Source organism: Pseudomonas sp. EggHat1 (assembly GCF_014892995.1).
Taxonomy (GTDB): domain Bacteria; phylum Pseudomonadota; class Gammaproteobacteria; order Pseudomonadales; family Pseudomonadaceae; genus Aquipseudomonas; species Aquipseudomonas chaetocerotis.
The window spans coordinates 785158-810054 of record NZ_JACKQK010000001.1; the positions used below are offsets into that span (position 1 = coordinate 785158).

The 24897-nt window shown below is 64.2% G+C and carries 24 protein-coding genes; 7 read left to right on the plus strand and 17 right to left on the minus strand.

What is annotated here, in order from left to right:
• Positions 1-35 precede the first annotated feature (35 nt).
• Positions 36-1847, plus strand: coding sequence for an SLC13 family permease (locus INS93_RS03575; protein ID WP_192980322.1), 1812 nt, complete (start codon positions 36-38; stop codon positions 1845-1847).
• Between the two features lie 8 nt (positions 1848-1855).
• Here INS93_RS03575 and INS93_RS03580 read toward each other — a convergent pair whose 3' ends face one another.
• The 7 genes from INS93_RS03580 to INS93_RS03610 form a co-directional block, all read right to left on the minus strand.
• A complete protein-coding gene (locus INS93_RS03580) occupies positions 1856-2491 on the minus strand; it encodes a protocatechuate 3,4-dioxygenase (RefSeq protein WP_192980323.1) in 636 nt (211 codons plus the stop codon).
• A gap of 36 nt (positions 2492-2527) precedes the next feature.
• On the minus strand, positions 2528-3652 hold the full coding sequence (gene ald / locus INS93_RS03585; RefSeq protein ID WP_192980324.1) for an alanine dehydrogenase: 1125 nt from the start codon (positions 3650-3652) through the stop codon (positions 2528-2530).
• A gap of 91 nt (positions 3653-3743) precedes the next feature.
• On the minus strand, positions 3744-4427 hold the full coding sequence (locus INS93_RS03590; protein WP_192980325.1) for a glutathione S-transferase N-terminal domain-containing protein: 684 nt from the start codon (positions 4425-4427) through the stop codon (positions 3744-3746).
• Positions 4424-5125: a glutathione S-transferase N-terminal domain-containing protein gene (locus tag INS93_RS03595; protein WP_192980326.1), complete on the minus strand. Its 702-nt coding sequence runs from the start codon at positions 5123-5125 to the stop codon at positions 4424-4426. The genes INS93_RS03590 and INS93_RS03595 overlap by 4 nt, the downstream gene beginning before the upstream one ends.
• A gap of 62 nt (positions 5126-5187) precedes the next feature.
• Entirely contained in the window at positions 5188-5727 is a 540-nt protein-coding gene (locus INS93_RS03600) for a TetR/AcrR family transcriptional regulator (protein ID WP_192980327.1), read from the minus strand.
• Between the two features lie 88 nt (positions 5728-5815).
• Complete coding sequence (locus tag INS93_RS03605) at positions 5816-6577, minus strand: slipin family protein (protein WP_160019036.1); 762 nt, start codon at positions 6575-6577, stop codon at positions 5816-5818.
• Complete coding sequence (locus INS93_RS03610; protein WP_226945285.1) at positions 6577-8022, minus strand: NfeD family protein; 1446 nt, start codon at positions 8020-8022, stop codon at positions 6577-6579. The genes INS93_RS03605 and INS93_RS03610 overlap by 1 nt, the downstream gene beginning before the upstream one ends.
• Before the next feature lie 217 nt (positions 8023-8239).
• On the opposite strand from INS93_RS03610, the gene yccS reads away from it, so the two are divergent.
• The 4 genes from yccS to INS93_RS03630 all read left to right on the plus strand — a co-directional run bounded on the left by yccS (position 8240) and on the right by INS93_RS03630 (position 13101).
• Complete coding sequence (yccS, locus tag INS93_RS03615; protein ID WP_192980329.1) at positions 8240-10411, plus strand: YccS family putative transporter; 2172 nt, start codon at positions 8240-8242, stop codon at positions 10409-10411.
• A gap of 57 nt (positions 10412-10468) precedes the next feature.
• Positions 10469-12268, plus strand: a complete 1800-nt coding sequence (locus tag INS93_RS03620) for a diguanylate cyclase (RefSeq protein WP_192980330.1) — start codon at positions 10469-10471, stop codon at positions 12266-12268.
• A gap of 51 nt (positions 12269-12319) precedes the next feature.
• The gene (locus INS93_RS03625; RefSeq protein ID WP_192980331.1) at positions 12320-12802 is read left to right on the plus strand and encodes a transcription elongation factor GreAB; all 483 of its coding nucleotides are present in this window, start codon (positions 12320-12322) and stop codon (positions 12800-12802) included.
• A gap of 65 nt (positions 12803-12867) precedes the next feature.
• On the plus strand, positions 12868-13101 hold the full coding sequence (locus tag INS93_RS03630; protein WP_192980332.1) for a DUF2789 domain-containing protein: 234 nt from the start codon (positions 12868-12870) through the stop codon (positions 13099-13101).
• Positions 13102-13166: 65 nt separating this feature from the next.
• Here the strand turns inward: INS93_RS03630 and INS93_RS03635 are convergent, their stop codons facing one another.
• From INS93_RS03635 to INS93_RS03645, 3 genes are read right to left on the minus strand one after another with little or no spacing between them, the layout of a single operon-like run.
• Positions 13167-13667: a YgjP-like metallopeptidase domain-containing protein gene (locus tag INS93_RS03635; protein ID WP_192980427.1), complete on the minus strand. Its 501-nt coding sequence runs from the start codon at positions 13665-13667 to the stop codon at positions 13167-13169.
• 39 nt (positions 13668-13706) lie between these two features.
• Positions 13707-14807 (minus strand): PQQ-dependent sugar dehydrogenase, encoded by a 1101-nt coding sequence (locus INS93_RS03640; RefSeq protein WP_160019029.1) that lies wholly within the window; start codon positions 14805-14807, stop codon positions 13707-13709.
• A gap of 13 nt (positions 14808-14820) precedes the next feature.
• Positions 14821-15297, minus strand: a complete 477-nt coding sequence (locus INS93_RS03645) for a hypothetical protein (protein ID WP_192980333.1) — start codon at positions 15295-15297, stop codon at positions 14821-14823.
• A 364-nt stretch (positions 15298-15661) separates the two neighbouring features.
• Between INS93_RS03645 and INS93_RS03650 the strand changes: the two genes are divergently transcribed.
• Entirely contained in the window at positions 15662-16345 is a 684-nt protein-coding gene (locus INS93_RS03650) for a polysaccharide lyase family 7 protein (protein ID WP_192980334.1), read from the plus strand.
• Positions 16346-16434: 89 nt separating this feature from the next.
• Here the strand turns inward: INS93_RS03650 and fba are convergent, their stop codons facing one another.
• The 7 genes from fba to INS93_RS03685 form a co-directional block, all read right to left on the minus strand.
• Positions 16435-17499, minus strand: a complete 1065-nt coding sequence (gene fba / locus INS93_RS03655) for a class II fructose-bisphosphate aldolase (RefSeq protein WP_084341275.1) — start codon at positions 17497-17499, stop codon at positions 16435-16437.
• Between the two features lie 123 nt (positions 17500-17622).
• Positions 17623-17949: an MliC family protein gene (locus tag INS93_RS03660; protein ID WP_192980335.1), complete on the minus strand. Its 327-nt coding sequence runs from the start codon at positions 17947-17949 to the stop codon at positions 17623-17625.
• A gap of 12 nt (positions 17950-17961) precedes the next feature.
• The gene (locus INS93_RS03665) at positions 17962-18147 is read right to left on the minus strand and encodes a hypothetical protein (protein ID WP_160019024.1); all 186 of its coding nucleotides are present in this window, start codon (positions 18145-18147) and stop codon (positions 17962-17964) included.
• A 103-nt stretch (positions 18148-18250) separates the two neighbouring features.
• Positions 18251-19411 carry a phosphoglycerate kinase gene (locus INS93_RS03670; RefSeq protein ID WP_192980336.1) on the minus strand — a complete coding sequence of 387 codons (1161 nt, stop codon included), beginning with the start codon at positions 19409-19411 and terminating at the stop codon, positions 18251-18253.
• A gap of 3 nt (positions 19412-19414) precedes the next feature.
• The gene (gene epd / locus INS93_RS03675) at positions 19415-20482 is read right to left on the minus strand and encodes an erythrose-4-phosphate dehydrogenase (protein ID WP_192980337.1); all 1068 of its coding nucleotides are present in this window, start codon (positions 20480-20482) and stop codon (positions 19415-19417) included.
• A gap of 104 nt (positions 20483-20586) precedes the next feature.
• Positions 20587-22587, minus strand: coding sequence for a transketolase (gene tkt, locus INS93_RS03680; RefSeq protein WP_192980338.1), 2001 nt, complete (start codon positions 22585-22587; stop codon positions 20587-20589).
• 109 nt (positions 22588-22696) lie between these two features.
• Complete coding sequence (locus INS93_RS03685; RefSeq protein ID WP_192980339.1) at positions 22697-23851, minus strand: TDT family transporter; 1155 nt, start codon at positions 23849-23851, stop codon at positions 22697-22699.
• A 110-nt stretch (positions 23852-23961) separates the two neighbouring features.
• On the opposite strand from INS93_RS03685, the gene INS93_RS03690 reads away from it, so the two are divergent.
• Positions 23962-24843 carry a LysR family transcriptional regulator gene (locus INS93_RS03690; protein WP_192980340.1) on the plus strand — a complete coding sequence of 294 codons (882 nt, stop codon included), beginning with the start codon at positions 23962-23964 and terminating at the stop codon, positions 24841-24843.
• Positions 24844-24897: the final 54 nt, after the last annotated feature.

Here is a 24897-nt window from a genome sequence, read left to right on the forward strand (position 1 = left end):
CAGAAGTCTGCACATAACAGGGACGGCACCGCCTCATGACGCTCGAACAAGGCCTGATTTTCGTCATTCTCGTTGCCAGCATGGGTTTGTTCATCTGGGGCCGCTGGCGCCATGACGTGGTAGCACTGGGCGCGCTGTTGGCGTGTGTGATCGTTGGCCTGGTACCCGAGCGCGAGGCCTTTGCGGGTTTCGGTCACCCGGCGGTGATCACCGTCGCCTGCGTACTGGTGCTCAGCCATGGCTTGCAGCGCACGGGGGCGGTCAGTCGACTGGCCCAACGACTGCTGCCCAGCGGCGCTGGCGTGCTGCTTTCCATCGCCGCATTGACCGGCCTGGGCGCGCTGCTCTCGGCATTCATGAACAACGTCGGCGCCCTCGCCCTGCTGATGCCCATCGCCCTGCAGATTTCTGCACGCCTGGAACTGCCGCCGGGGCGCGTGCTGATGCCACTGGCCTTCGGCACCATCCTCGGCGGCATGACCACGCTGATCGGTACACCGCCGAACCTGATCGTCTCCAGTTTTCGCGCCCAGAATGGCAGCGGTCCCTTCGCCATGTTCGATTTCAGCCCGGTCGGTGTCGCCGTGGCAGTCGCCGGCGTGCTGTTCATCACCCTGCTCGGCTGGCGCCTGGTGCCCAAGCGCGAAGTAGGTAACGCCGCCAGCTTCGACACTGGCCATTACCTGACCGAGGCGCGAGTCAAGGAAGGCGGCAAGGCCCAGGGCAAGACCCTGCGCGAGATCGAACAGTTGCTCGACGAGGCCGACGCCCAGGTGGTGGCCATGGTGCGCAACAAGCTGCGCCTGACTGCGCCCAACCCTCGGCGCGTACTGCAGGCCGACGACGTACTGGTGATCGAAGCGGAACCGGAGGAGCTGGGCGAGGTGCTCGGCCAGCTGGACCTGTTGCTGGAGGCCGAGCGCGAAGCCGAGGAAGCCGAGCTGCAGCAGGCCAAGGACGGCGAAGCAGACAAGAAAGCCAGCAACGGCGAAGACCGTGCCATGCAGGAACTGCTGGTCAAGCCCGACTCGTCACTGATTGGCCGTTCTGCCAGCAGCACACGTTTGCGCAGCCGCTATTCCATCAACCTGCTGGCCATTTCCAGGCAGAGCCATCGCTCGATCAAGCGCCTGCGCTCGACCCTGATCCAGGGCGGTGACGTGTTGCTGATGCAGGGCAGCGCCGAGGATATCGGCGAGTTCGCCAGCGACTATGACTGCGTACCGTTGGCCGCACGCGCCATCAACATTCCCGATCCACGACAGGCCAACCTCGCGCTCGGCATCATGCTGCTGGCCATCGCTGCCGCCGCCTTCGGCCTGCTCTCGGCGGCGATTGCCTTCGCCAGCGGTGTACTGGCCTACATGCTGCTGCGTCTGGTGCCGCTGCGCGCCGTCTACGAGTCCATCGACTGGCCGGTGATCGTGTTGCTCGGGGCTTTGATGCCGGTGGCCGGTGCGATGTCTGCGACGGGCGCAGCCGATCTGCTGGCACGCCTGCTGATGGAGAACCTGGCACAGGGCAACGCCATCATCACTCTGACCCTGTTGCTGGTGGTGACCATGACCCTGTCGGATTTCATGAACAACGCGGCGACTGCAGCGGTGATGTGCCCCATCGCGCTGAGCGCCGCCAGCCAGCTCGGCGTCAGCCCGGACTCGCTGCTGATGGCCGTGGCTATCGGCGCCTCCTGCTCGTTCCTCACTCCCATTGGCCACCAGAACAACACCCTGATCCTCAGCCCCGGTGGTTTCCGTTTTGGTGACTATTGGCGCCTGGGCCTGCCGCTGGAGATCCTCGTGGTGCTGATCAGTGTGCCCATGCTGCTGTGGATCTGGCCGTTGTAATCATCCACTCAAGCGCTCGGGGTGATGCCGAGCACCACGTCGAAGCGGGCGACCTGCTCGTCGGTCTGCCCGCTCACCGGCACGAAGGGCACGACCAGCAGTTCGCGCAAGCGTGGGTCGCGGATCGCGTTGAGCAGGCCATCGCGCTGATTGAGCGGTTCGCCTTGGACATAGCACTGCGTGGAGAAACGCGGCAGGCCGGGCAGGGTCACCGCCAGATGGATATGCGGGGTGCGGCCGGGATAAGGCACCGGGCGGATGGTGCGAAAGCGATAGCGCCCATCGGCCGCGGTGGTGAAACGGCCATAACCCTGGAATCCGAGGTCGAGCCTCTGGCGGTCACCGCCGCGACTGTGCAGGTAGATACCGTTGGCATCCACTTGCCAGATTTCCACCCGTGCCCCCGCCAGTGGCCGACCACCCACATCGAGGATCGAGCCGTGCAGTTGCACGCGAATCCCGCGCGCCTCTGCGGCCTGGCCGTCAACTCGCACCAGGTCGTTGTCGTCATCCAGCGGTAGTTGGTCGGGGTAGAAGGGGCCGAGCGTCTGCCGTGGCGTCAGCAGGCGCTCGGCCAGCGCCAGTGCCGGGCTGGCCAGCAACGCGCCGCCAGCGGCGAAGAGGAGATGACGACGGCTGGACATGGCCTTTTCCTCCGTAGCGCGCAACCCAGGCGGCCCTTATGACAGATGCTCCAGCACCCCGGCGGCCGATTGAAAAGGCAGGCCATGGGCCTCGGCCACGCTGCCGCAGGTGATTGCCCCCCTGGCCACGTTGAGCCCATTCAGCAGATGCGGGTCGTCTTGCAAGGCGCGGCGAGTACCCTTCTGGGCGAGCGCCACGACGAACGGCAGGGTGGCGTTGTTCAGTGCCAGGGTCGAGGTACGTGCCACCGCGCCGGGCATGTTGGCCACGCAATAGTGCACCACATCATCGACCACATAGGTGGGCTCGGCATGGGTCGTGGCGCGGGAGGTCTCGGCGCACCCACCCTGGTCGATGGCGACATCCACCAACACTGCACCGGCCTTCATCTGCCGCACCATCTCCGCTGTGATCAGCTTGGGCGCGGCAGCCCCGGGAATCAGCACCCCGCCAATCACCAGGTCAGCCGCCAGCACCTGCTCGCGCACCGCCGCGCGAGTGGAGTAGAGCGTGGTGATGCGATTGCCGTACTGGGCATCGAGCCGGCGCAGCGCGTCGACGCTCTTGTCCAGCACAGTGACATCGGCGCCCAGGCCGACCGCCATCGCCAGGGCATGACTGCCGACCACGCCGCCACCGAGAATCACCACCTTTCCCGGCGCCACGCCTGGCACGCCACCCAGCAATACGCCACGCCCGCCGCGGGCTTTTTCCAGGCAGCCGGCGCCGGCCTGGATCGACATGCGCCCGGCCACTTCCGACATCGGCGCCAGCAACGGCAGGCGGCCCTGTGCATCGGTCACCGTCTCGTAGGCGATGCAGGTGGCTCCGCCGGCCATCAGCTCTTCGGTCTGTGCCCGATCCGGCGCCAGGTGCAGGTAGGTGAACAGCGTGTGGTGGGCGCGCAACCTGGCGCGCTCCACCGCCAGAGGCTCCTTGACCTTGACGATCAACTGCCCCTGCTGGAACACCTCGCACGAACTACGGGCGATCTGTGCGCCCGCCTCGAGGTAATCCTCGTCGGCGAAACCGACAGCGGCACCGGCATGGGTTTCGATCCAGACCTCATGACCGAGCGCCGTCAGCTCGGCCACCGACTGTGGCGTGAGGCCGACTCGGTACTCGTGGTTCTTGATTTCCTTGGGTACGCCGATTCGCATAACCATCTCCAACCATTGCGGGCCAACAGTTGCAGTCTAGGAAAGCGTGAGCCAGCTCACAGGAAAATCCACGAGAAATTTCGTCCGTCCGTCACTGCCCGAATAGCAGCCGCCGTGCCTCTGCGGTGAGCAGAGCCTGCGGATCGGCGTTCACCTGTTCTACCAGCGCGTAGGCACGCTGCACTGCAGGGCGTGCATCGATGCGTTCGAGCCAGGCGGCCATGTTGGGGAAATCCTCCAGTTTCTGTTGCTGCATCTTCCACAGCTTTGCCCAGGGATAGATGGCCATGTCGGCGATGGAATAATCGTCCGCCACGTAGTCGCACCCGGCCAGCTGGTGGTCCAGCACGCCGTAGAGGCGCGCGGTTTCCTTCACGTAGCGGTCGATGGCGTAAGGAATCGGCTCCGGCGCGTAGCGCACGAAGTGGTGGTTCTGCCCCGCCATCGGCCCAACGCCGCCCATCTGCCAGTAGAGCCACTGCAGCACGGTGAAACGCGCGCGTGTCTCGCGCGGCAGGAACTGCCCGCTCTTGTCGGCCAGGTATTCGAGAATCGCCCCGGACTCGAACAGGGCGATAGGCTCACCGCCATCGGCCGGCGCATGATCGACGATGGCCGGAATGCGGTTGTTCGGTGCGATCTTGAGAAACTCGGGTGCGAACTGCTCGCCCTTGCCGATATGCACCGGAACGATGCGGTAGTCCAGCCCGGCTTCCTCGAGAAAGATGCTGACCTTGTGGCCGTTGGGCGTGGTCCAGTAGTACAGGTCTATCATTGGTTTTCCTCCACGTGGATCGCGGCCCGCTTGACCGGGCCGTGAGTCGCTTCGTACGTCTGCAGGATGCGCGCGAACCAGGCGCCCAGCGCCGAATCGTCGGCCCAGGGTTGAGCGCCCAGGCACCAGGCCCAGAGCAGCATGCCGGCCAGCAGGTAGTCACAGCCTCCAGGGGCCTGACCGTCGAGGAAGGGCTGATCACGCAGCCACATCTCCAGCGGCGCTACGCCTTCACGGAACAACCGCTCACCGCCCTGCGGATCGGCGAACGCCTCCAGATTCATGCCCAGCGCCTTCTCCCGGCTACTGCGGAAATACTCGCGGTCAGCCGGGTCGATCACCTGCCAGACGCGCGGGATCAGCATCTTCAACAGCGGCACACGCACCATATGAAAGCTCAGGCGCTCGACCAGACGGGCGCGCTCGGCAGCCAGCGCGTCACCGAGCAAGGGACGTTGCGGATAACGCTGATCGAGGTAGGCGAAGATCGCCAGGCTGTCATGCACCGTTTCACCTTCGTCAATCAGCACCGGCACCAGCTTCTGCCCGGAAAAAGCGATCAGCTCCTTGTCGGTGAAACGTGTCGGTCGGCTCTGCCAGTCCAGCCCCTTGTGCGCCAACGCCAGACGTACGCGCCAGCAGTACGGCGAAAACACCAGCTCAGGATCGGCACCGCATAACTCGAACAATTCCCGCATACCACCCCCATTCAAAACCAATCAGTCCAGAATCAAGCGAACAAAAACCAGCGCAGGATTGCTCAGGCGCAATCCAGGCTGGCCATCACCACTGCCACGGTGGCGCGGATCGAATCCGCCGGCACCGCAGATTTCACCTGGGTACGCAGCCCGCTCATCACACATTGCAGATAACTGGCGCGAGCCGCGAGGTCCTGAGCGTTGCTCAGCTCGCCGCAGGCCACGGCGCGTTCGAGCGCCTGCACGAAGACCTGGCAGATACCCGCCGTGGCCTGTTGCAGAACTGGCACCAGCGCCGGCTCCGACAGGGAAAATTCATTGGCGACATTGACCAGCATGCAGCCACGCGGCACACCGTCAGGGCCGTCGTCTTCGAGCACACTGAGCAGTCGCTCGCGGATGAAAGCGAGCGGCGAGGTGCTGGCAGCAAGCTGTTCCAGCAACAAGGCACGACGCTGCGCTACGTAGCGGCTGAAGGCAGCGACGAACCAGGCCTGCTTGCTCGGGTAAGTCTGATACAGGCTGCTCTTGGACAGCCCGGTGGCCGCCTGCAGGTCCTGCAGCGACGCGGCTTCATAACCGCGTTGCCAGAACAGCTGCATGGCGTTTTCCAGGGCCCGGTCCGGGCAGAAGCTCTTGGGGCGTCCACGTGTCGTCATGCACGCAATTTAGAACCGATCGGTTCTAAATTCAAGCCTTGGGCTCCTTCAGATCGACGATGCCGCGCAACAACTCCACCGGTAGCGGAAAGACGATGGTCGAGCTCTTGTCACTGGCGATATTGCTCAGCGTCTGCATATAGCGCAGCTGCATGGCGCCGGACTGGCGGCCGAGCATCTCGGCGGCCTGCATGAGTTTTTCCGAGGCCTGCAGCTCGCCTTCGGCGTGAATCACCTTGGCCCGCCGCTCGCGCTCGGCCTCGGCCTGCTTGGCGATGGCGCGGATCATCGACTCGTCGAGGTCGACGTGCTTGATCTCGACGTTGGCCACCTTGATGCCCCAGGCGTCGGTCTGCGCGTCGAGCACCTGCTGGATGTCGAGGTTGAGCCGCTCGCGCTCGGCGAGCATCTCGTCCAGCTCGTGCTTGCCGAGCACTGCACGCAAGGTGGTCTGCGCCAGCTGGCTGGTGGCGACGTGGTAATCCTCGACCTGGATGATCGCCTTCTGCGCGTCGAGCACGCGGAAGTAGACCACCGCGTTGACCTTGACCGAGACGTTGTCGCGGGAGATCACATCCTGGGTCGGAACGTCCAGCACGATAGTGCGCAGGTCAACCCGCACCATCTGTTGCAGCCCGGGGATGACCAGCACCAGGCCCGGCCCCTTGACCCGCCAGAAACGGCCGAGCTGGAACACTACGCCACGTTCGTATTCGCGCAGGATGCGAAACGATGAGACGAGCAGTGCAAGGACGATGATTACCAGCGAAAGAAAACTCAGTTCGAAGCCCATCAGTGACCTCCTTGGGGCGGGGATTCATCCACCGCGCTGACCTGCAGATGCACGCCTTCGCGCGCCGTGACTCGTACCTGCTGCCCGGGCCTTAACGCAGAGGCGCCCTGCACCTGCCAACGTTCGCCCTGCAGCGCCACCCAAGCGACGCGCGGATCGTCGTCGCGCACCGCGGTTATCGCCACCAGGCTGCCGACCAGACCGCTGTCACCGGCCACCTGCTGACGCCGCCTGGCCCGAAGTGCCATACCGACTATGGCCAGGATCAGCGCGGCACTGATCAGCGCGAGGGTGAAGATCAACGCCAGCGGGATGCCGAAGCCCGGCACGTCGGTGTCGATCAGGATCAACCCGCCGAAGACGAACGCAACCACCCCGCCGATACCGAGCACGCCGAAGCTGGGCAAGAAGGCCTCGGCGGTGATGAAGGCAATACCGAGCAGGATCAACGCGACCCCGGCGTAGTTCACCGGCAACAGCTGCAGGGCATAGAGCGCGAGCACCAGGCTGATGCCACCGAGCACACCGCCGACGCCGCTGCCGGGATTGGAGAATTCGAAGAACAGGCCGTAGACACCGATCATCATCAGGATCAGCGCCACGCTGGGGTTGGTGATCACCGCCAGCAGCCGGGTGCGCCAGTCCGGCGCATGGCTGATCAGCGTCGCACCGGCGGTGGTCAGGGTGACTTCGACGCCTGCAGCTTGCAGGGACTTGCCATCAAGCTGGCGCAGCAGATCGCTCAGGTCCCTGGCCAGATAGTCGATCACCTTCTGCTCCAGCGCCTCCTCGGCGGACAGGCTGACAGCCTCGCGCACCGCCTGTTCGGCCCACTCGGCATTGCGCCCGCGCATATTCGCCAGACCGCGGATGTAGGCGGCCGCATCGTTGACCTGCTTGGCGGTCATGGCATCAGCCGGCATCTTGTCGGCTTCGCCCTTCTTCTGCGTGTTCTCCTTGTCCTCGCCCGTCGGTTTGCTCGGCGCCCCCGGCATGCCAATGGCCACCGGCGTGGCTGCGCCGAGATTGGTGCCCGGCGCCATGGCGGCGACATGACTGGCGTAGAGGATATAGGTGCCGGCGCTGGCTGCCCTCGCGCCACCCGGGGCGACATAGCTGGCCACTGGAATCTGGCTGGCGAGAATCGCCTTGATGATGGCGCGCATGGAGCTATCCAGGCCGCCCGGCGTGTCGATTTCGATCACCACCAGTTGCGCACCCTCGTCCACCGCCTTGGCCAAGCCGCGCACCAGGTAGTCGGCACTGGCCGGGCCGATCACCCCGTCCACCTGCAGCTGCACCACCGCGCCCGGCGCCGCACTCGCCCCCACCGAACCGCAGAGGATCAGGGCACTCAGACACAGACGCAACCAGCCAGGAAACACGTTCGACTCCCAGGCCCTGCAGTGATACCAGGCAGCTGGCGGAGGGCCTCTGTTGAGCATAGTTCATGCCTCCAGCGGCTCCCGCGACAGGACCGGCGGATGTGCTACAGGGGATGTACGGGTGCGCCAGCAGTTGCTACCTGTAGGAGCGGATTTATCCGCGATACGCGCGAAGAACTCACGAAAGGGGTCACGCCGAACAGATCGCCGGCAGACAGATACCCAACGGCCAACCAGTTCCGGTAGGCTGCTCAGATCGTTTCCGACCAGACTCCCTATGCCCCGCCCTCGCCTCCGTCAATCACTGCGCCGCCTCTGGGCGCTGGACAAGTTCAGCGCCAGCCTGCGGGTATTCATCGCCCTGGCCGGAGCCCTGGCGCTATGCGGGTGGCAGGGCTGGATGCATGGGCTGATCCCACTGTTTCTCGGCATCATCGCCAGCGCCCTGACCGAGACCGACGACAGCTGGCAAGGCCGCCTCGGCGCAGTGCTGGTCACCCTGGCCTGCTTCAGCGCGGCGGCCTATGCGGTGGAATTCCTCTTTCCCTATCCCTGGTTGTTCGTCATCGCCCTGGCCTTTTCCGCCTTTTGTCTGACCATGCTCGGCGCACTCGGTGAACGCTTCGCCACCCTGGGTTCCGGCACGCTGATCCTCGCGGTGTACAGCATGATCGGCGTCGAGCAGCGCGGCGGCGTCGCCGGCCTGTGGCTGGAGCCGCTGCTGCTGGTGGCTGGTGCCGCCTGGTACGGCCTGCTGTCGGTGATCTGGCATGGCCTGTTCGCCCATCAGCCGGTACAGCTCGCCCTGGCCCGACTGTTTCGCGAACTGGGCAAGTACCTCAAGCTCAAGGCAGCGCTGTTCGAACCCGTGCGCCAGCTGGATGTGGAGCAACGCCGTCTGGAGTTGGCCCAGCAGAATGGCCGCGTAGTCTCCGCACTCAACGCGGCCAAGGAGATCATCCTGCACCGGGTCGGAGGCGGTCGCCCAGGCCCCAAGGTCAATCGTTATCTGAAGCTGTACTTCCTTGCCCAGGACATCCACGAGCGCGCCAGCTCGTCGCACTACCCTTACAACGAACTGGCCGAAGCCTTCTTCCACAGCGATGTGCTGTTTCGCTGCCAGCGCCTGCTGCGTCTGCATGGCGAAGCCTGCCAGCGCCTGGGCAGTGCCATCGAGTTGCGCCAGCCGTTCGAATACCGCGAGCTGTGCAGCCAGGCGCTGGAAGACCTGCATGCCTCCCTCGATCACCTGCATCTGCAAAGCAACCCGGCCTGGCGCCGCCTGCTGCGCTCGCTCGGCGCTCTGGCCGGCAACCTGGCCAGCCTCGACCTGCTGCTCGGCAGTGCCAGCAACCCCGAGGCCCTGGCCGATGAGCAGGACAGCAGCCTGCTGGATCGCGAACCGCATTCGTTGCGCGAGGTCATCGAGCGTATCGGCCAGCAACTGACACCCACCTCGCTGCTGTTTCGCCACTCGCTGCGCCTGTCCATTGCTCTGGCTGCCGGTTATGGCCTGCTGCACCTGATTCATCCGACCCAGGGCTACTGGATTCTGCTGACCACCCTGTTCGTCTGCCAGCCGAACTACGGCGCCACGCGTCTAAAGCTGGTGCAGCGCATCGTCGGCACCCTGATTGGCTTGGGGTTAGGCTGGGCATTGATCGATCTGTTCCCCGACCCACGCATCCAGGCCCTGTTCGCCGTGGTCGCCGGCGTCGCCTTCTTCGCCACACGCAGCACGCGCTACACCCTGGCCACGGCGGCGATCACCCTGCTGGTGCTGTTCTGCTTCAACCAGATCGGCGATGGCTACGGCCTGTTCCTGCCGCGCCTGGTCGACACCCTGCTCGGCGGCATGCTGGCCGGGCTGGCGGTGTTCCTGATCCTGCCGGACTGGCAGGGCCGGCGCCTGGGGCGCATGTTGGCGAGCACGCTGAGCTGCAACAGCGCCTACCTGCGACAGATCATTGCCCAGTACGCACACGGCAAGCGTGACGACCTCGGCTACCGCCTGGCTCGACGCAACGCGCACAACGCCGATGCAGCGCTGTCCACCACACTCGGCAACATGCTGATGGAGCCAGGGCATTTCCGTAAGGACGCCGACCTTGGTTTTCGCTTTCTGGTGCTGTCGCACACCCTGCTCAGCTACCTCTCCGGGCTCGGCGCCCATCGTGGCGAGCAGTTGCCGCAGACGGCCCAGGCACAATTGCTGGAACAGGCCGAAGCGCTGGCGAGCAGCCTCGATGACATCGCCACCGGCCTGCGCGGCGAGCAACCGTTGGCCATTCACAGCGACGAGGAACAGGCACTGGCGCAGAGCCTGGAGCAGATCTCCGACGACGTCGACGAGCGCCAACGCCTGGTGCAGACGCAACTGGCGCTGATCTGCCGCCAACTCGCGCCCCTGCGCACGCTGGCCGCTCATCTGCAGAAGGATCGCCACTAGCAGGCTCACGGGGCTTTCTGCCACTATCTGACGACGCCTAGTTCCCAGGCCTTGCCCATGCCAGTCAACCGACACACCACCCTCACCTACCTGGCCTCGCTGCCGGGTCTGCTGCTGGTGTGCAGCCTGCTGTTGGCGTGCCAGGTCACTCTCGCCAGCACGCGCCTGGACGACAGCAGCGCAGCACAGGATCTCTATGGACGGGTCGACTTTCTCGCCGATCCCCAGAGCGCGCTGAGTCTGGACGACGTTCGCGCTGTCGACGCCCCTTTCCAGCCCTCCTTGAACCGCCGTGACCTCAGCTTCGGCTACGTGCCGGGGGTGATCTGGCTGCGCCTGGCGCTGCAATCGGATGCCCAGCAAACGCGCGTCTGGCGCCTGGAGCTGAATTACGCCTCACTGGACGAGGTACGCCTGTACGACATCGGCGCCGATGGCGTGCGCGAGTCGCGTAGCGGTGACACCGTGCCCTACGCGCAGCGCAGCGTCGGCCATCGCAACCCGGTATTCGAGATCGCGCTGCAGCCCGGCGAGCAACGCACGCTGTACCTGCGCGTCGACTCGCGCGGCAGCATGACCCTCAGCGGCACCCTGATGCCTGCGCGCGATTTCGAGCAGCACAGTCAGAATGGTTATCTGGTGCATGCCATCTACTTCGGCGTGCTGATCGCACTGGGGCTGTACAACCTGCTGCTGTTTCTCGCCCTGCGCGAACGGCCTTTCCTCAACTATGTGCTGTTCATGTTCGCCTTCGCCCTCAGCGTGCTCTCGCTCAATGGTCTTGGCGCGCAGTATTTGTGGTCCGAAGCTGCGCCCTGGAGCAACCGCATGCTGCCGGTCAGCCTGACGTCGGCGGCGCTGCTGTCGGTGGTTTTTGCGCGCAGTTTTCTCGATACCCGCCAGTGGCTGCCGCGCTGGGACAAGGGCCTGCTGATGCTGTCCATCGCCATCGGTGCAGCCGTCTTGGCCAGTGTGCTGCTGCCACTGCAGCGCGCGCTGCAGCTGATGTCGCTGACCGGCCTGATCGCCACCCTGACGCTGCTGGTCACCAGCTTCGTCTGCATTGGCTACCGGGTGCCCGGTGCTCGCCTGTTCGCCCTGGCCTGGCTGATGCTGCTGACCGGCGCGGTGCTGCTGGCGCTACGCAACTTCGCCCTGATTCCGTCGAACTTCATTACCCTGTACGCCATGCAGATCGGCTCGGGGCTGGAGATGATCCTGCTGTCCTTCGCCCTGGCGGCACGCTTCAACGAGCTCAAGCGCCAACGCGAAGCCGCGCTGCAGCTCAACGAGCAGATCCTCGCCAAGCGCGTCACCGAACGCACCCAGGCCCTGGAACAGGCCAATCAGCGCCTCAGTGAGCTGGCCCTGCAGGACCCACTGACCGGCCTGGCCAACCGTACCGCCCTGCAGCAACACCTGGAGCAGGCACTGGCGCGCAGCCTGCGGCGCAACGAACTACTGGCCGTGATGCTGATCGACCTGGACGGCTTCAAGCCGATCAACGACCAGCACGGCCATGGCTATGGCGACCTGGTACTGGCCGAAATAGCGCGGCGCCTGCGGCAGTACGTGCGCGATACCGATCTGCCTGCCCGCCTCGGCGGTGACGAGTTCGTGGTGATCTGCGAGAGCGTGCAATCAGCCGAACATGCGCATGACCTGGCCAAGCGCCTGCTGGAAGGACTGGACACGCCGATGCACCTGGAAGATCGTGCCGTGCGCGTCGGCGCCAGCATCGGCATCGCCCTGAGCTGCGGCGCCGATGATGCCACCCAGCTGATCCGCCTAGCCGATGCCGCCATGTACCGCGCCAAGGCCGAAGGTCGCAACCGCGTTCAACTGGCCACCCAATAGCTTTGAAGAGGGGCCGCCGTCCCTTTCACCAACCCGAATCCGAAACGCACCATGAACAAGAATCTGCTGCTGCAAGACGTGCTCACCCATCTGCAGACCGACCTCGAACAGGCCAGCCTCGCAGCCCTGAGCGCCCACGAAGCGGCTACCCACGAAGAGAACGTCGCCGAGAACAAGTACGACACCCTGGGCCTGGAGGCCGCCTACCTGGCCAGTGGGCAGGCGCGTCGCGTCGAAGAACTGCGCCAGACCCTGATCATCTGGCGCCAGTTGCGCCCGCGCCCCTTCGATATCGAGCAGGGTATCCAGCTCGGCGCGCTGGTACAGCTTGCGACCGAGGATGGCCACGAACAATGGCTGTTCCTTGGCCCACCGGGCGCCAGCATGAAACTGCAACTGGCCGGCCAGACCATTCAGGTGCTCGGCCATACCGCACCGCTCGGGCGGTTGCTGCTCGGCAAGAAGCCCGGCGACGAGATAAGCCTGCCAGTAGGGAGCCGCCAACAGGTTTTCGAGGTGCTGACAGCCGCGTAAACGGAACTATCTGGGCTAGGGTTGGTAATGAGCGATGAACACCACGCCTTGCGAGAGCCCATACCATGGAAAACCCGACCCACAGCCTGCCAGCCCTGTTCAAGCAGCTCGGCCTGCCTGACGATGCCACCAGCATCAACGCCTTCATCAGTACCCATTCGCCGCTGCCAGCCACTTGCTCGCTGGCCGATGCGCCGTTCTGGAGCCCGGCGCAGGCCGCGCTGCTGCGCGAGGAAATTCTCGAAGACGCCGACTGGGCCGAAGTAGTCGATCAGCTCAACCTGCGCCTGCACAGCTGATACACCGGGGTGTTCCACCGGTGCGCACAGCACACCCTACGATGGAGCCAGCCGCACCCTGTGGCTCAGCCTGTGCCGGTCATTTCGCGCCAGGTCAGGTACATGCGCAAGTCGAACTCGATCTGCGCATAGCCCGGCAACATGTGATCGCACAGCTTGTAAAAAGCCTTGTTGTGATCGGCCTCTTTAAGGTGCGCCAGTTCGTGCACCACGATCATCTGTAAAAAGGCCGGCGCCGCATCGCGAAACAGCGAGGCGACGCGAATCTCCTTCTTCGCCTTGAGCTTGCCGCCCTGCACCCGCGAGATCGCCGTGTGCAGGCCGAGGGCGCGGTGGGTGAGGTCGAGGCGATTGTCGTAGAGCACCTTGTCGATGGCCGGTGCGTTCTTCAGGTGCTCCTGCTTGAGCGCCATCACGTAGCCGTAGAGCGCCTTGTCGCTCTGCACCTCATGCCGGCCCGGATAGCGCTGCGCCAGGTAGTCGCCCAACCGGTCATCGGCGATCAGTTGGCGAACCTGCTGCTGGAAGGCAACCGGATAACCCTGTAGATACTTCAACGATACGATTCCACATACATCAGGACCGCCAGTGTAACGGATGCCGCATTACTCGCTGGGCACCACACGCAGCAGGCGCCCCTCTGGGTTATCGGTGAGCAGATAAAGCGCGCCGTCCGGCCCGCTGCGCACATCGCGAATGCGCTCGCCCAGCTCCTCGAAGAGGATTTCCTCACCGGCCAGCATGCCGTCGCGCACGCGAATGCGTCGTACGCTGCGCTCGGCCAGGGTGGCGGCGAACAAGTCGCCCTGCCACTCGGGGAAACGCTCGCCGCGATACAGGGTCAGGCTCGACGGCGCCACCGAGGGCGTCCAGTGCAGCAATGGCGAGGTCAACCCCGGCAGCTCGGTGTAGGGGCTCACGCGCGCACCGGTGTAATCGATACCGAAGGTCGCCAGCGGCCAGCCGTAGTTGTTGCCGGCCTCGATCAGGTTGAGCTCGTCCCCTCCGCGCGGGCCGTGCTCGTGGCTATACAGCCGGTTGTGCTCGGCGTCGTAGAAGATGCCCTGGACGTTGCGGTGGCCGAGGCTGTAGATCTCCGGCGCAGCGCCTTCCTGCCCCACCAGCGGGTTGTCCTGCGGCACGCTGCCGTCGCGGTTCAGACGCACGATCTTGCCCAGGTGGTTGGCCGGGTTCTGCGCCTGCTCGCGCCAGTCGAAGCCGTCGCCCAGAGTCAGCACCAGGGTCTTGTCGGCGAGAAAGGCGATACGCCCGCCGTAATGCGCGGCGCCAGCCTTGAGCGGCTGGGCGGTGAACAACACTTCGAAGTCGTGCAGCTCGTCATCCACCAGGCGGGCGCGAGCCAGACGCGTGTTGTTGGCCTCCAGCGAGCCATGCGCATAGGTCAGGTACAGCCAGCGGTTGTCGCTGTAGTCGGGATCCAGCGCCACTTCCATCAACCCGGCCTGGGCAGCGATGAAGGCTTCGGGCAAACCCGCCACCGGCTCGGGATCGACACTGCCGTCGGCTTCGATGATGCGCAGCCGCCCGACACGTTCGGTAACCAGCATGCGACCGTCCGGCAGGAAAGCCACGGCCCAAGGGTTCTCCAGGCCTTCGCTGAAGATTTCGACACGGTAGTCCTGGGCCAGCAGCGGCGTGCTGACGAACAGGGCGCCGAGCATCAGCGCGCGGGTGCTTCTCAACATGGGCAACGCCTTGTCACAGAGAATCGGAGGAAGTCGGCTGCGTCCGGTAGCGCACTTGTCGGCCGAGCAGGCCGAACAGCAGCGCACCGACGCTACCGCAGGCCATCAGCCCGAGCGTGCCGAAAGGGCTGCGGTCAGCGGCAATCAGAGTCGGCATCGGCGCCAGCGCATTGGCCAGTGCCAGTGCCGTCCAGATGGCTGCAGCACCGGCCAGCACGAAGATCAGCCAGCGCAGCGGCGGCATGCGCCGCGCCAGCCAGGTAGCCAGCGGCAGGGCGATGAGAAATCCCAGGGCACTGAGCAGAGCGAAGGTCGGGGCGAAGCCAAGCAGATCGAGACAGGTGGTGCCGACGCGCACATCCAGCGGCATCGGCGCGCCGAGCGCCTGCAGCGCGGCGAGGTTGGTCTGGGTCTGGAAGATCGAGGCGAGCAGCGAGGCCAGCAACACGGCAAGAAGGAAAGCGAGCAACAGACGTGGCTTGCTGGACATGGGTGGCAGGTTCCCGGAACGACAGTGCAGGGATTATGGCGTACCCCATCAGCCGTTATGCCCTGGGTGTTTTACAGGGTTTTACCTGCACCGAGCCGAGCGCAGCACGACAGGATTCCAGAGTGGATCGAAACGCCACTGATTACGACCTTATATTGACGCCAACAATACGACGTACGGCCCTCTCGCTTTCCCACCGGCAGCCGTTACAACGCCTGCCACGAGCGCACTCGCTGCTCGCGACAGGCAGCCCTGCCGCCCTTCTAGCTCGCGCGTCACCGGCTGGAACGCCAAGTAAGCCGTTACTGACTCCTGGATGAGATGTGCCACCGACTGAAGTTTCCGTTTTTCAGGAGCGTTGAACATGATCGAACTCGCCATGTGGAATCTCAGCATTCCAGTCGGCGTCCCGGCGACTACCATCGAAACCCGCGTGCTGGCCGGTGGTTATCAGGATCACTATTTTCAGTCCAAAGATGGCGCCATCTTCTTCTGGTCACCGGTCAACGGCACCACCACCGAGAGCGCCAAGTACCCCCGCAGCGAGCTACGCGAGACCTACGCCGACGGCAGCCTGCGCAACTGGACTTATCCGGGAGCCGACCATTTCCTGCGCGCCGCGCTGAGCGTTAGCCAGGTACCGTCGACCGGCAAGATCGTCATCGGTCAGATCCACGCCTACAAGAGCTCGATGCCGCTGCTCAAGCTGGAGTATCAGTACAAGGCCCATACGCAAAGCGGCAATATCGTCGCCAAGGTGCGCCTGCGCCCCGAGGCCGAGATTCAGACCGTTACCCTTGCTACTGGCATTGCCCTGGACCAGCGTTTTACCTATGTGGTGCACCTGACACCCAAAGGCACGCTGGTAATCAACCTCAACGCCAGCAAATGGGGCACCCGACTTGACTCGGGTTGGGCTCAGAAGCCGCTGTATTTCAAGGCCGGCGTTTATACCCAGGACAACACTGGCTACGAGACCGAGGCGGGCGCTGCACGCTTCGACAAGCTGCTTATCGAGCACCGCGCCCTGCTCAGCGCAACCCCCTGAAACCCGAACGCCAGGCATGAAAAAGCCGCGACGTTTGCGCAGTCGCGGCTTTCGGCTGAACCAGGCGGCGGGCTAGCGCCCGCGCAGGCTCAGTTTACCTTGGCATTCAGCTCGCCGCTGGCGTAGCGCTGGTACATGCCTTCCAGGGAGATCGGCTTGATCTTGGAGGCGTTGCCGGCGGTGCCGAAGGCTTCGTAGCGGGCGATGCAGATGTCGCGCATGGCGACGATGGTCTTGGCGAAGAACTTGCGCGGGTCGAACTCGCTCGGATGCTCGGCCATCATACGGCGGATGGCGCCCGTGGAAGCCAGACGCAGGTCGGTGTCGATGTTGACCTTGCGCACGCCGTGCTTGATGCCTTCGACGATTTCCTCGACCGGTACGCCGTAGGTTTCCTTGATGTCGCCGCCGAATTCGTTGATCACCTTCAGCCATTCCTGCGGAACGGAGGAAGAACCGTGCATCACCAGATGGGTGTTGGGGATGCGCTTGTGGATTTCCTTGATGCGCTCGATGGAGAGCACGTCGCCGGTTGGCGGCTTGGTGAACTTATAGGCGCCGTGACTGGTGCCGATGGCAATGGCCAGGGCATCGACCTGGGTGGCCTTGACGAAGGCAGCAGCTTCTTCCGGGTCGGTCAGCAGTTGACTGTGATCCAGCACGCCCTCGGCGCCGACGCCGTCTTCTTCACCGGCCATGCCGGTTTCCAGGCTACCCAGGCAACCCAACTCACCTTCTACGGAAACGCCACAGGCGTGTGCGAACGCAACGGTCTGTTGGGTCACGCGCACGTTGTAGTCGTAGTCGGCCGGAGTCTTGCCGTCTTCCTTGAGCGAGCCGTCCATCATCACCGAGGAAAAACCCAGCTGGATGGAGCGCTGGCAGACGTCAGGGCTGGTGCCGTGATCCTGATGCATGCACACCGGGATGTGCGGGAACTCCTCGATGGCAGCCAGGATCAGGTGGCGCAGGAAAGGCGCGCCTGCGTACTTGCGGGCACCAGCGGAGGCCTGGACGATGACCGGCGAATCGGTCTTGTCGGCGGCTTCCATGATGGCGCGCATCTGCTCGAGGTTGTTGACGTTGAAGGCCGGCACGCCGTAGCCGAATTCGGCGGCGTGGTCGAGCATCTGGCGCATGCTGATAAGTGCCATGGTGTTTCTGTCTCCCGGTTTGGAGGTCGTTAATCGTGCAAGCCTGCCGCAGGGGCAGGCGTTGTTCAAGTTTCCTGAAGCTCGGGCATGCCCGCAGTTCTCGCCTCGGCGTCGCCGAGGATGTTACGGGGCCTTGCAGCCGCGGCCTATCAGGTCATCGGTCGCCGTCCAGTAGACCAGGCCTTCCTCACCCTTGGTGTGGAAGGACAAACGCCCGTCGCTGTACAGCGCGCCAGATCCTGCCGGCTCCTGAGTCAGACGGTAAACGATGTCGCCACCGCCCAGGCGCACATCCACCTGGTCGACGCTGTCGTTGACGAAGCGCCACAGCACTTCGGTCTGGCTGTCGCATACCCAACGATTCCATTGATCCGGTGCCTCTGGCTGACTGCTACAGGCCACAAGCAGCAGGGTGGCGGCAGCAAGCCCCACCTGTCTGATTCCGATCATTGCCTCTCCTCGTCAGCAACGCTGTTCCGGTGTCGAACCCGTGGGCTGACCACTGCTCTGCTCGACACGCTGATCATCCTGAGTGGTCGGAGTTTCGATCTGCGCCGGGCTGAACACCTCGCAGGCCGCTTCTCGACCACCGCCAGCGCAACCCGCCAGCAATATACCCATGACACTCAAGACGGCTAACTTGCCCATGACATGACTCCTTGTTCGATGATCCGGTTTTCTACAGACCACCCGTTCACGTCAGGGTTTAATCCGCCGCGGGTGAAGGACGCCCCTTCACCCTGGCCGGTGTTTATTGCGCGCGTTGCTCCAGCACTTCCACAGCTGGCAGCACCTTGCCTTCGACGAACTCGAGGAACGCGCCGCCGCCAGTGGAAATGTAGGAGATCTTGTCGGCTACGCCATATTTGTCGATGGCTGCCAGGGTGTCGCCACCGCCAGCGATGGAGAACGCAGGACTTTCAGCGATGGCCAGGGCCAGGGCCTTGGTGCCGTTGCCGAACTGATCGAACTCGAACACACCGACCGGGCCGTTCCACAGGATGGTCTGCGAAGCCTTGAGCATCTCGGCGAACATCACCGCAGTCTGCGGGCCGATGTCGAGGATCATGTCGTCTTCAGCCACATCCTTGACCGCCTTGACGGTGGCTTCGGCATCCTCGGCGAAGGCCTTGGCGACCACCACGTCGACCGGCAGCGGTACGCTGACCTTGGCCGCGATGGCCTTGGCGGTGTCGACCAGGTCGGCCTCGTACAGCGACTTGCCCACTGGCAGACCGGCCGCAGCGAGGAAGGTGTTGGCGATGCCGCCGCCGACGATCAGCGAGTCGCAGATATCGGCCAGGGAGTTGAGCACGTCGAGCTTGGTCGACACCTTGGAGCCGGCGACGATGGCCAGCATCGGTCGGGCCGGCTTGTCCAGGGCCTTGCCCAGGGCGTCCAGCTCGGCTGCCAGCAGCGGGCCGGCGCAGGCGACCTTGGCGAACTTGGCCACGCCATGAGTCGAACCCTGGGCGCGGTGTGCGGTACCGAAGGCGTCCATCACGAACACGTCGCACAGGGCAGCGTACTGCTGGGCCAGCTCGTCGGTGTTCTTCTTTTCACCCTTGTTGAAACGCACGTTTTCCAGCAGCACCAGCTCACCGGCCTTGACCTCGACACCGCCGAGGTAGTCCTTGACCAGCGGCACATCGCGGCCGAGCGCCTTGCTCAGGTAGGCGGCGACCGGTGCCAGGCTGTCTTCCTCGCTGTAGATGCCCTCTTCCGGGCGCCCCAGGTGCGAGCAGACCAGCACGGCCGCGCCCTTCTCCAGCGCCAGCTTGATGGTCGGCAAGGAGGCGAGGATACGCGCGTCGCTCTTGACCACACCGTCCTTCACCGGGACGTTGAGGTCTTCGCGGATCAACACACGCTTACCAGCGAGGTCGAGGTCGGTCATCTTCAGAACGGTCATGGATCAGTCCTTCACAAAGGCTGGTTGTACGGAGGAAGTGGATACAGCAAGAAAATGTTCGGCGACATCGAGCATGCGGTTGGCAAACCCCCACTCGTTGTCGAACCAGGCCAGCAGGTTGACCAGGCGCGGGCCGGAAACGCGGGTCTGGCTGCCGTCGACGATGGCCGAATGCGGGTCGTGGTTGAAGTCGCAACTGGCGTGCGGCAGTTCGGTGTAGGCCAGCAGCCCCTTTAGCGGGCCACTTTCCGCCGCCTGGCGCAGCACGCGGTTGATCTCTTCTGCAGAGGTATCGCGCGCGGTCTGCAGGGTGATATCCAGACAGGAAACGTTAACCGTCGGCACCCGGATGGCCTTGGCCTGGATACGCCCGGCCAGCTCCGGCAGCAAACGCTCGATACCGCGGGCCAGGCCGGTGGATACCGGGATCACCGACTGGAAGGCCGAGCGCGTGCGGCGCAGGTCTTCGTGGTGGTAGGCATCGATCACCGGTTGGTCGTTCATCGCCGAGTGAATGGTGGTAATGGAGACGTACTCCAGACCCACCACCTCATCGAGAAGTTTCAGCAACGGCACACCGCAGTTGGTGGTGCAGGATGCATTCGATACCAGTCGCTCGGCGCCGCTCAGGCACTGCTGATTGACTCCGTAGACCACGGTGGCATCGATATCCGCCTCGCTGGCCATCGGCTGCGACAGCAGCACGCGCGGCGCGCCGGCGTCGATGAAGCGTTGCGCCTGGTCACGGGTGACGTACTGACCGGAGCACTCCAGCAGCAGATCGATATCCAACGCCGTCCAGTCGATGGCCTCGGGTTCGCTCTGGCGCAGCACCTTCACGCAATCGCCATTGATGTGCAGGCAGTCGCCATCGACCTTCACCTCGCCGGGAAAGCGCCCGTGGGTGGAGTCGAAGCGGGTCAGGTATTCGATGCTGGCCTGATCGGCCAGGTCGTTCAGCGCGACGATTTCCAGACTCGCCGAATTGCCACGCTCATGCAGCGCGCGCAGCACGCAACGGCCGATGCGGCCATAACCGTTGAGGGCGACACGATAGGGGCGATTGGACATAGGAAATCTCGGATGAACGTTGGGTGGACCGCGCTTTATCGATCCACCGGGCGGTGTAACGGTGGGTGAACAGAGCGTCACCCACCCTACAGCGTCGCTCTCGCTCAGGCGTCCAGCAATTCTTCGGCAGTGGCGACGATGTTGTCGACGGTGAAACCGAAGTGCTCGAACAAGGCTGGGGCCGGGGCCGACTCGCCGAAGCTGGTCATGCCGATGATGCGTCCTTCCAGGCCCACGTACTTGTACCAGTAGTCGGCGTGCGAAGCCTCGATGGCGATGCGCGCGCTGACCTGCAGCGGCAGCACGTCCTGCTTGTAGCCGGCGTCCTGGGCATCGAAGACGCTGGTGGAAGGCATCGACACCACGCGCACCTTATGACCGGCGGCGGTCAGTTTGTCGTAAGCCGCCACGGCCAGACCGACTTCCGAACCGGTGGCGATCAGGATCAGCTCCGGCTCGCCAGCGCTGTCTTTCAGTACGTAGCCACCACGCTCAATATCACTCAGCTGCTGGGCATCGCGCGGCTGGTGCGGCAGGTTCTGACGGCTGAACACCAGGGCGCTCGGGCCGTCGGCGCGCTCGATGGCGTATTTCCAGGCAACGGCGGACTCCACGGCATCGGCCGGGCGCCAGGTGTCGAGGTTTGGCGTGCCACGCAGGCTGGCCAGTTGCTCGATCGGCTGGTGGGTCGGGCCGTCTTCGCCGAGGCCGATGGAGTCGTGGGTGAACACGTACAGCACACGTTTCTTCATCAGCGCGGACATGCGCACGGCGTTGCGCGCGTATTCCATGAAGATCAGGAAGGTCGCACCGTACGGCACGAAACCGCCGTGCAGCGCGATGCCGTTCATGATGGCGCTCATGCCGAACTCGCGCACGCCGTAGAACATGTAGTTGCCGGAAGCGTCTTCAGCGGAGACGCCCTTGCAGCCCTTCCACAGGGTCAGGTTGGAGCCGGCCAGGTCGGCCGAACCGCCGAGAAATTCCGGCAGCACCGGGCCGAAGGCATTCAGCGCGTTCTGGCTGGCCTTGCGGCTGGCGATGGTTTCACCCTTCTCGGCGACATCCTTGATGTAGGCAGCGGCCTTCTCGGCGAAATCGGCCGGCAGCTCACCGGCAATGCGGCGCTTGAACTCGGCGGCCAGTTCAGGATGGGCAGCGGCGTAGGCGGCAAACTTCTCGTTCCAGGCGGCTTCGGCGGCAGCACCAGCGACCTTGGCGTCCCACTCGGCGTAGATCTCGGCCGGGATTTCGAACGGGCCGTGGTTCCAGCCCAGCGCGGCGCGGGTCAGGGCAATTTCGTCGTTACCCAGCGGGGCACCGTGGCACTCTTCCTTGCCCTGCTTGTTCGGCGAACCGAAGCCGATGGTGGTCTTGCAGCAGATCAGGGTCGGCTGGTCCACGCTCTTGCGCGCGGTCTCGATGGCCATCTTGATCTCTTCGGCGTCATGGCCGTCGACGTTGCGGATCACCTGCCAGCCGTAGGCTTCGAAGCGCTTGGGCGTATCGTCGGTGAACCAGCCCTCGACTTCACCGTCGATGGAAATGCCGTTGTCGTCGTAGAAGGCGATCAGCTTGCCCAGGCCCAGGGTGCCGGCCAGGGAGCAGACTTCATGGCTGATGCCTTCCATCATGCAGCCGTCGCCAAGGAACACGTAGGTGTTGTGGTCGACGATGTTGTGGCCTTCACGGTTGAACTGCGCGCCGAGCACCTTCTCGGCGATGGCGAAGCCGACGGCGTTGGCAATGCCCTGGCCGAGCGGGCCGGTGGTGGTCTCTACACCTGGGGTGTAACCGTATTCCGGGTGGCCTGGAGTCCGGCTGTGCAGTTGGCGGAACTGCTTGAGGTCTTCGATGCCGAGGTCGTAGCCAGTCAGGTGCAGCAGCGAATAGATCAGCATCGAGCCATGACCGTTGGACAGCACGAAGCGGTCACGATCAGCGAAGTTCGGGTTTCTCGGGTTGTGCTTGAGGTAGTCGCGCCACAGCACTTCGGCGATGTCCGCCATGCCCATGGGGGCACCGGGGTGGCCGCTGTTGGCTTTCTGCACGGCATCCATGCTCAGGGCACGAATGGCATTGGCTCGCTCACGACGGCTGGGCATCGCTGAATCTCCTACGGGGGCTGCTTCTGAATGAAGGGGGCGAAAAAAGACGCCTATTTTCGCCCAGCCAGCCCCCATGGGGCAATGACAGATGGTCGTAGAGACCAAATCAGCCCGCCTGTTCGCTCAGAACGCTCACCGCCGGGCTGCCCGGCCCGCCCAGGCAGGGCGCCTGAAACAACTCACCATGCCAGACGCCGGCGAGCGTGCGACTGAACACCAGCGTCCAGACCGCCGCCAGTTGCACCGCCAGCAGCAGACCGATGAAGGCGAAAAGACTCAAACCGGTCACGGCCTGCAGTTCGAAGGTGGCCAGGGCGAATACGCCCAGCGGAAAGGTGAACCCCCACCAACCGAGGTTGAACGGCATGTTGTCGCGGATGTAGTGACGGGTGAACAACGTGGCGATCACCAGCCACCACAACCCAGCGCCCCACAAGGCCAGGCCGCCGATCAGACCGAGATCCCGCGCCAGCTCGGCGGCGCTGACCAGCGGCGTACCGGCAAAAGCCAGCGGCGCCGCCTGCCCCATGCTCAGAAGGCCCAGACAGCCGGTAGCCAGCGGCCCCAGCGGCAGCCAGCTGGTGGCGGCGAAATCGGTATCCGGCAATTTGTGCAGGGCCAGGCGCAGCAGCACCAGAGTGATCAGTGAGAACGCCAGCGACAGCGACAATCCCCAGAGCACGAAACCGGCCACCAGCAACTGTTGCGCCGCCTCGGCCGCCAGATGCGGCGCCAGCGCCCCTGCCGTGCTGGCGGCGACCTCCGGTGCGACGATAGGTAGCAGCCAGACCGCGGTGAGCTTCTCCAGCGCATGATGCTGGCGGGTGAACATCAGATAAGGCACCAACAAGGCGCCGAGCAGCGCCAGCGCCGCGTCCAGCCACCACAGTGCATGGGCCAGCGCGTAAATCCCTTCGCCCCAGCGCGGCACGCCGAACAGCAGCAAGCCCTTGATCAGCACCGCCAGGCCCATGGGAATGGCACCAAGGAACATCGACTGCACCGGATGCAGCAACATCGGCCAGATGGTTTCGCGAAACAGCGCCAGGCGCAGCAGAAACAAAATGCCGAACAAGGCAAACAGGCCGACCGCAACAAACCACAACCCCTCGGCGAGCATCGACAATCCCGGCAGATGCCAGGGCAGATGAGCGATCACCAGCGCCAGCACACCGGTGCCCATGGTCACGGCGAACCAGCTGGGAGTGAAATGGCGAATGAAAGCCAGGGGCTCGGGTAAACGACTGAAGGGGCGCGGCATGAGTCGGGTGGTCCCGTGACATGAGTGATGGCGCAAGGGTAAGAATTGGCTTGCCATATTAAAAATACATATTCAGCATTCAATCCATACTTTTCTTTTATGCATAAATCATGAATCTCCATCACCTGAAGGTTTTTCTGGCCGTGGCAGAAGCCGGCAGCATCAGCGCCGGCGCCGAACGCCTGCACATCAGTCAGCCTGCCGTAACGCGGGAAATTCGCGATCTCGAAGCCAGCCTCGACCTGCGCCTGTTCGATCGCCAGCCACGCGGCGTGCAACTGACCGAAGGCGGCCTGCGCCTGCATGACTATGCGCGGCGCATCTTCGCTCTGGAGCGCGCTGCCGAACGCGACCTGCGCGACTTTGCCCAACTGGAGCAGGGCGAGTTGCATCTGGGCGCCAGCGCCACGCTCGGCTCCTACCTGCTGCCGCCACTCCTCACCCGCTTCCGCGCCCTGCATCCACAGATATTCGTCAGCCTGGAAGTCAGCAACACCGACGTCGTGACCCGGCAACTGGACGAAGGCCGCATCAGTCTGGGCTTCGTCGAAGGCCCGTTCGCACAGACCGACTACGCGCATCACCTGTTGGCACGCGATGCCCTGCTTCCGGTGGTATCGCCGCTGCACCCGCTGGCCAGGGCCGAGCGCCTTGAGGCCCGCGACCTGCAGACGTACCCGCTGTACATGCGCGAACCCGGCTCAGGTGCTCGCGCCAGCATCGAGCAGGCCTACCGCGACCACGGATTGGAGCCAGAGGCCGGCATGGCCATCGGCAGCACCGAGGCGCTCAAGCGCCTTCTCACCGATGGCAAGGGCATCGCCTGGCTGTCGCAGCGGGTGGTCGAACGTGAACTGGCCAGCGGCGAACTGCAGCGCTTGGCAGTGCAGGACCTGCAGATCGAGCGTGAACTGCATGTACTGTGGCGCCTCGGCACCAGCCTGAGCCCGGCCCCCGCAGCCTTTCTGCAGTTGAGCCAGGTTCCAGGCTAGCCACGAAATCAATATCAAAACTTTTTGATATTGATATTGCTGTATGAAAAATGA